General features: G+C 67.3%; 10 protein-coding genes. 2 read left to right on the top strand and 8 right to left on the bottom strand.

Translation table 11 applies throughout. The features are described from left to right. From hflX to ACEQZD_RS08080, 7 genes are all read right to left on the bottom strand, one after another. Positions 1 to 1,039: ribosome rescue GTPase HflX (gene hflX / locus ACEQZD_RS08110; RefSeq protein ID WP_370184867.1), on the bottom strand; the 1,039-nt coding region annotated here is incomplete at its 3' end. A 69-nt stretch (positions 1,040 to 1,108) separates the two neighbouring features. Beyond that, positions 1,109 to 1,402: an RNA chaperone Hfq gene (gene hfq, locus ACEQZD_RS08105; RefSeq protein ID WP_142947434.1), complete on the bottom strand. Its 294-nt coding sequence runs from the start codon at positions 1,400 to 1,402 to the stop codon at positions 1,109 to 1,111. 242 nt (positions 1,403 to 1,644) lie between these two features. Next, on the bottom strand, positions 1,645 to 2,595 hold the full coding sequence (gene miaA / locus ACEQZD_RS08100; protein WP_194856418.1) for a tRNA (adenosine(37)-N6)-dimethylallyltransferase MiaA: 951 nt from the start codon (positions 2,593 to 2,595) through the stop codon (positions 1,645 to 1,647). Between the two features lie 25 nt (positions 2,596 to 2,620). Then, on the bottom strand, positions 2,621 to 4,480 hold the full coding sequence (gene mutL / locus ACEQZD_RS08095; RefSeq protein WP_370184864.1) for a DNA mismatch repair endonuclease MutL: 1,860 nt from the start codon (positions 4,478 to 4,480) through the stop codon (positions 2,621 to 2,623). Between the two features lie 34 nt (positions 4,481 to 4,514). Beyond that, positions 4,515 to 5,819, bottom strand: a complete 1,305-nt coding sequence (locus tag ACEQZD_RS08090; RefSeq protein WP_286875195.1) for an N-acetylmuramoyl-L-alanine amidase — start codon at positions 5,817 to 5,819, stop codon at positions 4,515 to 4,517. Between the two features lie 37 nt (positions 5,820 to 5,856). Continuing rightward, positions 5,857 to 6,282, bottom strand: a complete 426-nt coding sequence (gene tsaE, locus ACEQZD_RS08085; RefSeq protein ID WP_142947436.1) for a tRNA (adenosine(37)-N6)-threonylcarbamoyltransferase complex ATPase subunit type 1 TsaE — start codon at positions 6,280 to 6,282, stop codon at positions 5,857 to 5,859. Next, a complete protein-coding gene (locus ACEQZD_RS08080; protein WP_370184862.1) occupies positions 6,283 to 7,782 on the bottom strand; it encodes an NAD(P)H-hydrate dehydratase in 1,500 nt (499 codons plus the stop codon). It abuts the gene before it with no gap. 68 nt (positions 7,783 to 7,850) lie between these two features. On the opposite strand from ACEQZD_RS08080, the gene queG reads away from it, so the two are divergent. Then, the gene (gene queG, locus ACEQZD_RS08075; RefSeq protein WP_370184860.1) at positions 7,851 to 8,900 is read left to right on the top strand and encodes a tRNA epoxyqueuosine(34) reductase QueG; all 1,050 of its coding nucleotides are present in this window, start codon (positions 7,851 to 7,853) and stop codon (positions 8,898 to 8,900) included. Positions 8,901 to 9,095: 195 nt separating this feature from the next. On the opposite strand, the gene orn is transcribed toward queG, so the two are convergent. Next, positions 9,096 to 9,641, bottom strand: a complete 546-nt coding sequence (gene orn / locus ACEQZD_RS08070; protein ID WP_142947439.1) for an oligoribonuclease — start codon at positions 9,639 to 9,641, stop codon at positions 9,096 to 9,098. A gap of 113 nt (positions 9,642 to 9,754) precedes the next feature. Here orn and rsgA point away from each other — a divergent pair, with 113 nt between their 5' ends. Beyond that, positions 9,755 to 10,789 (top strand): small ribosomal subunit biogenesis GTPase RsgA, encoded by a 1,035-nt coding sequence (gene rsgA, locus ACEQZD_RS08065; RefSeq protein WP_335628072.1) that lies wholly within the window; start codon positions 9,755 to 9,757, stop codon positions 10,787 to 10,789. The last annotated feature ends 91 nt before the right edge of the window (positions 10,790 to 10,880 follow it).

Below are 10,880 nucleotides of genomic sequence, written 5' to 3'. Positions count from 1 at the left end.
AACCACCATGCTTAGAGGTGACCACACCATCAAAATTAACTCCTATATAATCCATGGCATTTTCCAATGTTGGCAAGGCAATTGCCACACCTATTGAGCCTGTAATCGTTGTTGGTTCAGCAAATATGTAATCAGCTGGAGTAGAAATATAGACCCCGCCAGATGCAGCATCATGCAGCAGCAAGGACTCGTTAACGGTCTCCTCTAGGGTGGCGCGGAACGCCTGCACCAGCCGGTGTGGCAGGTGGCGGATAAAGCCCACCGTGTCGGCCAGAATCGCCGGCCCCACCCCGGGCACCCGCACCTTGCGCAGGGTCGGGTCCAGGGTGGCGAACAGCTTGTCGGCCACGTAGACATCGCCGGTGGTGAGCGCGTTGAACAGCGTCGACTTGCCGGCGTTGGTGTACCCCACCAGCGAGATCAGCGGGGTTTCCGAACGGTCCCGGGCGCGCCGGCCCTGGGCGCGCTGCTTGCGCACCTTGTCCAGCCGCGCCTGGATCGAGCGGATACGCTCGCGCAGCAGGCGGCGGTCGGTTTCCAGCTGGGTCTCACCCGGGCCGCGCAGGCCGATGCCGCCCTTCTGGCGCTCCAGGTGGGTCCAGCCCCGCACCAGCCGGGTGGAGAGATGCTGCAATTGCGCCAGCTCCACCTGCAGACGGCCTTCGTGGGTACGCGCCCGTTGGGCGAAAATATCCAGAATCAGACCGGTGCGGTCGAGCACGCGGCATTTCACCGCGCGCTCCAGGTTGCGTTCCTGGCCGGCGCTCAGGCCGTGGTTGAACAGCACCACGTCGGCCTGGTGCTCACGCACCAGGTCCGCCAGCTCCTCGGCCTTGCCGGAACCGATGAACAACGCCGGGTCGGGGCGGTCGCGCTTGCCCAGCAACTCCACCACCGGCTCCACCCCGGAGGAGGTCACCAGATGATGAAATTCGTCCAGGTCCTCGCGGCCCAGGGCGTCGGGCAGGTCGATATGCACCAGCACCGCTTTCTCACCGGCGCCGGTACGAACCTGTTCTGTACGATCGAATAGATCCATAGACCTCAATATAAAACAAAGCCACGCCGGACGGCGTGGCTTTGACGGGGGCGAAATCCGGGAATCGGCTTACTGATTGCCGAAGTCCTCGCCGGGGCCGTCGTTCTGCGGTGCCGCCGTGCCGGCCATGGCCGGGTTGCCGCCGGTGCCCGCGGCACGCGGATTACGGGCCGGAACCACGGTGGAAATAGCGTGCTTGTAGACCATCTGGCTGACGGCGTTCTTCAACAGCACCACGTACTGGTCGAAGGACTCAATCTGTCCCTGCAACTTTATGCCGTTCACCAGAAAGATCGAAACCGGGATGCGCTCCTTTCTCAGGGCATTGAGAAAAGGGTCTTGTAGCGAGTGCCCTTTTGACATGGCAAATCTCCTTAAGAGTCATAAAAAGTGGGTGCCCAAACAGTGCGGGCAATTATCAGCGCTAACGTCCGGGCCACGTGCCGCCGGCCATCCATGCCGGTCGGTCCTGGGGCCATGGGACTTCTATGGCAGCCTTCCCGAGGAAAAGTTTCCGACCCCACCATCCGAAAGCCCTGTTAACTCGTTGTTCTTTTATGGGGCTTGGTCCCAATAAAACAAGCCTTAAAAAAACAGTCCGCGAGTCAACTAAACACGGTTTTACAAACCCCTGCAAGCCGCTCTTTACAGGCGATGCGACCCTCGTCACGGGTGTTGTCGTAGGTTTCCACTCCAGGCCATTTACGCAGCCAGGTGAGCTGCCGTTTGGCCAACTGCCGTGTGGCAATAATACCCTTTTCCACCATGGTAGGGTAATCCCAATCGCCCTCCAGATAGCGCCACACCTGGCGATATCCCACCGCCTTGAGCGCCGGCAGCTCCGCGTGCAGGTCGCCGCGCCGGCGCAAGGCCGCCACCTCCTCCACCAGCCCGGCTTCCAGCATGGCCATGAAGCGGTGTTCGATGCGCCGGTGCAGCTCCGGGCGCGGCGGCACCACCGCCAGGCTCAGCACCGGCCGGTCCAGGCCCGGGAAGCGGAAAAAGCCGTCCCCCAGGGGCGTGGCGGCGGTGTCGTGCTCGCCGTGAAAGGCGCTCAACGGCCGGCCGGTAAGGCGAAACACCTCCAGGGCGCGCTGCAGCCGCTGGCCGTCCGTGGGCTTGAGACGGTCGGCACTGGGCGGGTCCACCCGGGCCAGCTCGCGGTGCACCGCCGGCCAGCCTTCCCGCTCCGCCAGGGCGGCGATTTCCGCGCGCACCGCCGGGTCGGCCTCGGGCAACGGCGCCAGGCCTTCCACCAGCGCCTTGAAGTAGAGCATGGTGCCGCCCACCAGCAGCGGAATGCGGCCGGCGGCGCTGATCGCCTCGATTTCCGCCAGGGCGTCGGCGCGGAAATCCGCCGCCGAATAGGGCCGGGCCGGGTCGCGGAACCCCATCAGCCGGTGCGGCGCCCGCGCCAGCTCCGCCGCCGAGGGCCGCGCCGCGCCGATGTCCAGCCCCTGGTAGACCAGCGCCGAATCCACGTTGATCAGTTCCACGGGCAGGGTTTCGGCGGCCTGGATCGCCAGCTCGGTCTTGCCGGCCCCGGTGGGGCCCATCAGGAGGATAATCGGGTCGGGCACGCTACTGCCCCCGCATGAAGAGCCGGTCCAGCTCCTTGACGCTCATCTGGGTCCAGGTGGGGCGCCCGTGGTTGCACTGCCCGGAGCGCTCGGTGGCCTCCATGTCGCGCAACAGGGCGTTCATCTCCGGCACGGTCAGGCGCCGGTTGGCGCGCACGCTGCCGTGGCAGGCCATGGACGAGAGCAGCGCGTCCAGCTGCTGCTCGATGCGCTCGCTGCTGCCGTGGGCGAGCAGATCGCTGAGCACGTCCCGGACCAGCGTCTCGCTGTCCGCGTTGCGCAGCAGCGCCGGCACCTCGCGCACCACCAGGGTTTCCGGGCCGGCCCGTTCGACCATAAAACCCAGACGCTGGAACACCTGGGGCTGCTGCTCGGCGAAATCCGCCTCGCGGGACGACACCGCCATGGACACCGGCACCAGCAGCGGCTGGCTGCGCACTTTCTCCTCGGCCCAGTCCCGTTTCAGACGCTCGTAGGTGATCCGTTCGTGGGCGGCGTGCATGTCCACCAGCACCATGCCGTGTTCGTTCTCGGCGACGATGAAAATGCCGTGCAGCTGCGCCACCGCGTAACCCAGCGGCGGCGTGTGCGACGCCTCCGGGTCACCGCCGGGCGCGGGCGTGGCCGACACCATCTGCCCGTAGGCGCCGGCCTGGCGGGCGCCGTCGGCGATCGTGCCACCGCTGAACGCACTACCGTAGCCGCCGCCAAAAGACCGGCGCGGCCCCTCCGAGACGCCCGGCGCGCCACTGGCCGGGGTGCCCAGGGCCATATGGCCCTGGCTGGGCGCCGGGCCCTCTTCCATGGCCGGCGCGGTGTCGCCGGGGCGGCCCTCGCCGCTGTACTGACCCTCGCCGGGACGCACCTCGGCGATGGCCCGGTGCAGGCTGCGGAACAGGAAGTCGTGGACCATGCGCTGTTCGCGGAACCGCACCTCGTGCTTGGTGGGGTGCACGTTCACATCCACCAGCGCCGGGTCCACTTCGAAGAACAGCACATAGGCCGGGTGGCGGCCGTGGTAGAGCACGTCCGCGTAGGCCTGGCGCACCGCGTGGCTGACCACCTTGTCGCGGATCACCCGGCCGTTGACGTAGAAATACTGCAAATCCGCCTGGGACCGGGAGAAGGTGGGCAGGCCCATCCAGCCGTGCAGCCGCAGGCCGGCGTGCTCGATGTCCACGGTCAGCGCCTGATCCATGAAGGCACGGCCGCATAGCCGCGCCACCCGGGCGGCGCGCAGGGTCTCGTCGTCCCCGGGCGGCAACTGGTGGATCACTTTCTGGTTGTGGCTGAGGCGGAAGCCGGTCTGGAATTCGCTCAGGGCGACCCGCCGGAACACCTCTTCCAGGTGGTTGAATTCGGTTTTCTCGGTGCGCAGGAAACGGCGCCGGGCCGGCGTATTGAAGAACAGGTCGCGCATCGTCACGGTGCTGCCGCGCGGGTGCGCGGTGGGCGCCACGGACGGCGCCATGTCGCGCCCTTCCACGGTAACCTGCCAGCCCTCGGCCTGGTCGCCGCTGTTGCTGGCCAGGCTCAGCCGCGACACCGAACTGATCGCCGCCAGCGCCTCGCCCCGGAAACCGAGGGTGCCGATCGCCTCCAGGTCTTCGAGGCCGCGGATCTTGCTGGTGGCGTGGCGGGACAGGGCCAGCGGCAGGTCATCCTGGTCGATGCCGCTGCCGTCGTCGCGCACCCGGATCAGCTTGGTGCCGCCCTGCTCCACGTCCACGCTGATCTGGCGGGCGCCGGCGTCGAGCGCGTTTTCCAGCAACTCCTTAAGCACCGAGGCGGGGCGCTCCACCACCTCGCCGGCGGCGATCTGGTTGGCGAGCCGGGAATCCAGCCGATGAATCTTTGCCACAGGGAACTCTCTTTACTAAAACCGGGTTGTGCCGTCAGGACCGGGGAATGGTCAGGGTCTGGCCCACCATGATGCGGTCATCGCGAATATCATTGGCGGCGCGCAGGGCCTGCTCGGAGACCTGGTACTGGCGGGCGATGCCGGACAGGGTATCACCGGGCTGGATGCGATGCTGCTCGCCGTTCTCACGGCGCTGGGCGGCGAACCAGCTGCCCGGCGCCGGATGGGTGCGGAAATAGTGCTTCACGCCGTTGACGATGGAGCGCGCCAGCTTTTCCTGGTGGGCGCTGGAACTGAGATTGCGCGCCTCTTCCCGGTTGGAAATAAAGCCGGTTTCCACCAGCACGGAGACCATCTCCGGCTCCTTGAGCACCACGAAGGCGGCCTGCTCCACGGTCTTGCGGCCGCCGTGCAGCTTGGTGATCTGTCCCATTTCTTCGAGAATCTGGCGGCCCAGGTACAGGCTGTGGGCCATGGAGCCGCTCATGCGCATGTCCGCCAGCACATTGAGCAGGTTGGAATCGTCCTTCTCTTCCTCGTAGACCCCGGCCACTTTGTCCGACTCGTTGGCCATTTTCGCCACATAGGCGGCGCGGGCGCTAGTGGCGCCGCGATTGGAGAGGGCGAACACGCTGGCGCCGTGGGCGCGGGGGTCGGTGAAGGCGTCCGCGTGGATGGAAATAAACACATCCGCGTGGTTGTCCTGGCGCGCCACCCGGCGGCGTTCGGCCAGCGGCACGTAGTAGTCGCCGTCGCGGACCATCACCGCCTTCATGCCCGGCTCGCGGTCGATGCGCGCCTTCACCTTGCGGGCGATCTGCAGCACCACCTCTTTTTCCAGCAAATTGCCGGGGCCCAGGGCGCCCGGGTCCTCGCCGCCGTGGCCCGGGTCGATGGCGACGATCATCTGGCGCGGTTCGCCGCTGTCGGCCTCGGGTTCCTCGATGGTTTTCACCGGCTTCGGGTCGCTGTCGAACAGATCCACCACCAGCCGCCAGCTGTGCGGGTCCACCGGTTTCAGCAGGTTGGTGCGCGGGCGCACCGCGGCGCTGAGGTCGAACACCACCCGCGTCTTGTCCTCGTGCTTGCCGACGCGGATGTTCTCGATCGGGCTGTCCTTGTAATCCAGGGCGCTCACGTCGAAGGCCAGATCCGCGTCCATCAGATCCACCACCACCCGGTCCGGATCGGCCAGTTTGTCCAGGGTATGCTCCACCGGCTCGGGCAGATCGAAGACGATACGGGTGTGGTCCGGGGCCCGGTGCAGGCGCACGGAATCCACGGTAATCGCCGCGCGGGCGCCGACCATCGCCAGCAGGCCGGCGATCAACACGGCCATCCTCAGTCCGTTGCGGCGCATCCTTCGGACACAGTTATCAGCCATCGGCCCATTCCAGCTTCGCATATCGTCCCTGTTTCTCCACGGCCAGGGTAACGGTGAGGTCCGGCGGCGGAATAACCCCGCTTCCACGTTCAGGCCACTCCAGCACGCACAGTGCATGACCGTCAAAGTAGTCGCGAATGCCGATCATCTCCAGTTCCTCGGGGTCCCCGAGCCGATATAAATCAAAATGATAGATATGGACGCCGGCCACGTCATAGGGTTCCACCAGGGTGTACGTCGGGCTCTTCACCGAACCGGCGTGGCCGAGCGCGCGCAGCAGGCCGCGCACCAGCGTGGTTTTACCGGCGCCCAGGTCACCGCGCAGATACACGCACTGGCCGGCGCCCAGGCGCGACGCCAGCGCCGCGCCCAGATCCAGCGTGGCCTGCTCGTCGGCGAGAAAATGCTGTTCGTTCATCTAACGCTCGTCGTCTCCGTTCAGCACCGGCCGCAGCGCGGCCAGCAGGTCGGTGGCCAGCAAACCCCGCTCGCCGTCCGCGGCGGCGGCCCGGTCGGCGGCGCGGGCGTGGGCCATGGCGCCCAGCGCCGCCGCTTGATAGCCGGGCAGGCCCTGGGCGTGCAGAGCGGCGATCACCCCGGTGAGCACGTCGCCCATGCCGCCGGTGGCCATACCGGGGTTACCGTCGCTGATCAGCGCGGTGCCGCCGTCACCGCGCACCAGGGTGCCCAGCCCCTTGAGCAGCACGGTGCCGCCGTAACGGGCGGCCAGGCTTTCCAGCGCCGCGAACCGGTCCGCCTGGACGCTGGCGCCATCGCTGCCCAGGAGCCGGCCCGCCTCGCCGGGGTGCGGCGTGAGGATCCAGTTGTCGCGGGCGTCGGCGTCCATCTCCACCAGCAGGTTGAGGCCGTCCGCGTCGATCACCAGCGGCAGACCGCTTTCCAGCACTTCCTCCAGCAACACCCGGCCCCAGGGACCGGTGCCCAAGCCCGGACCCACCGCCACCACCGACGCTTTTTCCAGCAGCGGCCGCAGCGATTCGGCGCCGTCCACGCCGCGCACCATGATCTCCGGCTGGCGGGCGAGCACCGCCGGCGCGTGCTCCGGCCGCGTGGCCAGGCTCACCAGGCCGGCGCCGCAACGGGCCGCCGCCTGGGCCGTCATCAACGGCGCCCCGGCGAAGCCATGATCGCCGCCCACCACCAGCACATGGCCGAAGTGGCCCTTGTGCGCGTCGCGGCGCCGGGGCGGCAGCCAGTGCCGCAGGCGGGCCGGCGTGGGCCGCCAAACGGGGCGGCCGATGTGCTGGTAGACCGGCCGGTCCACGCCCAGGTCGTCGAACAGCAGCTCGCCGCTGTGCACCGGGCCGGCGCCGGTGAGCAGGCCCCGGTTCACGCCGATGAAGGTAATGGTGCAGTCGGCGCTCAGCACCGCGCCGGCCGGGGCGCCGGTATCCGCGTTGAGGCCGGAGGGTACATCCAGGGCCAGCACCGGCTTACCGAGGCGGTCCAGCGCTTCGATCACCGCGCGGATGTCCTCACGCAAGGCACCACTGATGCCGGTGCCGAGCAGGCCGTCCACCAGCAGCGGGACGTCCACCGGAAGATCGTCCACGGACAGCGCCCGCATCGGCACGCCGGCATCGCGGGCGCGCCGCGCCATGGTCAGGGCGTCGCCCTTCATTCGCTCCGGGTCGCGCAGATGGTGGATCACCGGCTCCAGGCCGGCTTCGCGGGCCAGCCGCGCCACCACATAGCCGTCGCCGCCGTTGTTGCCGCCGCCGCACAGCACCGCCGGACGCGACACGTCCGGCCAGCGCGACAGCAGCACATCGAACGCCGCGCGGCCGGCGCGCTCCATCAATTCCTCACCGCTAAGGCCGGCCTCACCGGCCAGACGGTCCAGTTCGCGGGTCTGATCGGCGCTGTACAGCGCCTCGGGCAACGATCTAACCGGCATTCACTGTTATCCTTGCGTCTCGGGTCACCAAACAGGTTGACCGACACTATATCACCCACCTGGCTTCCATGGATTTCAGCGACCTGAAAACACGCATCGCCGAGCACGCCCGGGCGCTGGGCTTCCAGCAGATGGGCGTCGCCGACCTGGACCTGAGCCAGGCGGAACAGCGCCTGCACGACTGGCTGGCCGCCGGCCGCCACGGCGAGATGGGCTGGATGACCGCCCACGGCAACAAGCGCTCGCGGCCGGCGGAGCTGGAGCCGGACACCGTGCGTGTGCTGTCGCTGCGCATGGACTACCTGCCGCCGGACACCCAGCCGGTGAAGGTGCTGCAGCAAAAAGAGAAAGCCTATGTGTCCCGCTACGCCCTGGGCCGCGACTACCACAAGCTGGTGCGCAAACGGCTGGCGCGGCTGGCGGCGCTGATCCGCGAAGAAGTGGCCGACACCCGTCTGGCCCGCGCCTTCGTGGACAGCGCGCCGGTGATGGAAAAACCCCTCGCCGAGAAAGCCGGCCTCGGCTGGCAGGGCAAGCACACCCTGATTCTCAATCGCCACGCGGGCAGCTGGTTTTTCCTCGGCGAGATTTACACCGACCTGCCGTTGCCGGTGGACGAGCCCGCCGAGGACCACTGCGGCAAGTGCTCCGCCTGCATGACGGTGTGCCCCACCGATGCCATTATCGCGCCCTACCAGCTGGACGCGCGGCGCTGCATCTCCTACCTGACCATCGAGCATCCCGGATCGATTCCGGAGGACCTGCGCCGCGGCATCGGCAACCGGGTGTTCGGCTGCGACGACTGTCAGTTGATGTGCCCCTGGAACCGCTTCGCCTCGCACAGCAAGGAAACCGATTTCCAGCCGCGCCACGGCCTGGCGGACAGCGAGCTGGTGACGCTGTTCCAGTGGGACGAAGAGACGTTTTTGCGCCGCACCGAGGGCTCACCGATCCGCCGTGCCGGCTTCGAACGCTGGCGGCGCAACCTGGCGGTGGCGCTGGGCAACGGCCCGGCCTCGCCCCAAGCTCTGGCGGCCCTGGAGGCCGCGCTCGATGATCCCAGCGATTTGGTCCGGGAGCACGCCTCTTGGGCGCTGCGGCGCCTTCGCGAAAAATAAGATCCTGTGGGAGCGGTTGTGCGAGCGGGCCTCGCCCGCGAAAGGGAGCGAAGCTCCCGGCAGGATCCCAGAGACCTATCTAACGGCAGCACAAACAACCTCTCTGGTATCCTGCCGGGTGGCTAAAGCCACCCTTTCGCTTGCAAGGCAAGCTCCCACAATTCGAGCTTCGTAGAAAGGCAAGAAAGTCGGGCGCTACAGGCGGATCAGGTGCTCGCGGTAGTAGGCCAGTTCCTGGATGGACTCGCGGATGTCGTCCAGCGCCAGGTGCTTATTCTCCTTCTTGAAGCCGGGCAGAATGTCCGGCTTCCAGCGCCGCGCCAGCTCCTTGAGGGTGGACACATCCAGGTTGCGGTAGTGGAAAAACGCTTCCAGGCGCGGCATGTAATTGGCCAGGAAACGGCGGTCCTGACAGATGCTGTTGCCGCACATCGGCGACATGCCCGCTTCCACGTACTGCTCCAGAAACACCAGGGTGCGGCGCTCCGCCTCGGCGTCGTCCAGGTCGCTTTTGCGGACCCGCTCCACCAGGCCGGAATTGTTGTGGTGCTCGGTGTTCCACTCGTCCATGCCGTTGAGCAGCGCGTCGCTCTGATGCACCGCCATCACGGGCCCCTCCGCGAGGACGTTCAAATGGGCGTCGGTGACAATGGTGGCGATCTCGATGATGCGGTCATTGGCCGGGTCCAGCCCGGTCATTTCCAGGTCGATCCAGATCAGGTTGTCTCGTGATTGCGTCATGGGGCTCCCGAATGATCAATGCGATGCAGGTTGCAGGATAACGGATCGGGGCGCGCTCCTGTATCCTGCAGCCTGCATCCCCAGCTAACGGCGGTACGGCCGCCCAGTGATTTATGGCGAAACGCAAACTGAACCGGCGCCAGAAGTGGCGGATCGAGAAAATCCAGGCGGAACGGCGCCAGCGGGCCCAACGCCGGGCCGGCCAGGAAAACCCGGTGGCCACCGCCCTGGGCGATGAGCAATTGGGCACGGTGGTGGCCCACTTCGGCGGCCAGGTACTGGTGGAAGACGAGGCCGGCGTTCCGGCGCGCTGCCACTTCCGCGCCAATCTGGAGCAGCTGGTGGTGGGCGACCGGGTGATCTGGCAGGCGCCGCGGGTGGAAGGCGACGGCGACGGCGTGGTCACCGCCATCGAGCCCCGCCAAAGCGTGCTCAAGCGGCCGGATAACTACGGCAACCTCAAGCCGGTGGCCGCCAACGTGGACCGGCTGCTGGTGGTGTTCGCGCCCATGCCGGTGCCCTCCACCGCCCTGCTCGACCGCTACCTGGTGGCGGCGGAGCTGTCCGGGATCCCCGCCACCCTGGTGCTGAACAAGGCGGACCTGATCGATGCGGAGAGCCGCGACGCCCTGGACCACATCACCGATATTTACCGCGATCTGGGCTACCCGGTGATCGAGGCGTCCGCCGAGGACGGCGCCGGCCTGGCCGCGCTTAAAACCGCGCTGACCGGGCACACCTGCGCGTTCGTGGGCCAGTCCGGGGTCGGCAAGTCGTCGCTGGTGAACGCGGTGCTGCCCGGCGCCGAGCTGGCGGTGGGCGACCTGTCCGGGGTGTCCGGCCTGGGCCAGCACACCACCACCACCGCGCGCCTGTTCCGCCTGCCGGACGGCGGCCGGCTGATCGATTCACCGGGGATCCGCGAATTCGGGCTCTGGCACATCAGCGAAGAGGAGCTGCTGCACGGCTACCGGGAGCTCTCCGAGCGGGCCGGGCACTGCCGCTTCCGCAACTGCACCCACCGCCACGAACCGGGCTGCGCCCTGCGTGAGGCGGCGGAAAACGGCGAGGTGAGCGAGGAGCGGCTGCACAATTTCTTCCAGATCGCCGACACCCTGGATGAGGAAGGCCGCGAGCGCTACCGGTAGACCTTCGGGGAACACATCTGACAGCCATGGGGTCCCTCCATTACAATCAGGGTTGTTTTCACGCACCCCATTCCGCAGCGAAGACGATTAG

Source organism: Alloalcanivorax sp., from assembly GCF_964221125.1.
In the GTDB taxonomy this organism is placed as follows: domain Bacteria; phylum Pseudomonadota; class Gammaproteobacteria; order Pseudomonadales; family Alcanivoracaceae; genus Alloalcanivorax; species Alloalcanivorax venustensis.
The sequence above is the reverse complement of the archived record's forward strand: the minus strand, read 5'-3'. Positions and strand labels throughout refer to the sequence as shown.

Coding starts and splice junctions, on each gene's coding strand:
- hfq (WP_142947434.1), bottom strand. CDS start 1,402: ATGTCAAAAGGGCACTCGCTACAAGACCCTTTTCTCAATGCCCTGAGA.
- miaA (WP_194856418.1), bottom strand. CDS start 2,595: ATGGGCCCCACCGGGGCCGGCAAGACCGAGCTGGCGATCCAGGCCGCC.
- ACEQZD_RS08090 (WP_286875195.1), bottom strand. CDS start 5,819: ATGGCCGTGTTGATCGCCGGCCTGCTGGCGATGGTCGGCGCCCGCGCG.
- tsaE (WP_142947436.1), bottom strand. CDS start 6,282: ATGAACGAACAGCATTTTCTCGCCGACGAGCAGGCCACGCTGGATCTG.
- ACEQZD_RS08080 (WP_370184862.1), bottom strand. CDS start 7,782: ATGCCGGTTAGATCGTTGCCCGAGGCGCTGTACAGCGCCGATCAGACC.
- queG (WP_370184860.1), top strand. CDS start 7,851: ATGGATTTCAGCGACCTGAAAACACGCATCGCCGAGCACGCCCGGGCG.
- orn (WP_142947439.1), bottom strand. CDS start 9,641: ATGACGCAATCACGAGACAACCTGATCTGGATCGACCTGGAAATGACC.
- rsgA (WP_335628072.1), top strand. CDS start 9,755: ATGGCGAAACGCAAACTGAACCGGCGCCAGAAGTGGCGGATCGAGAAA.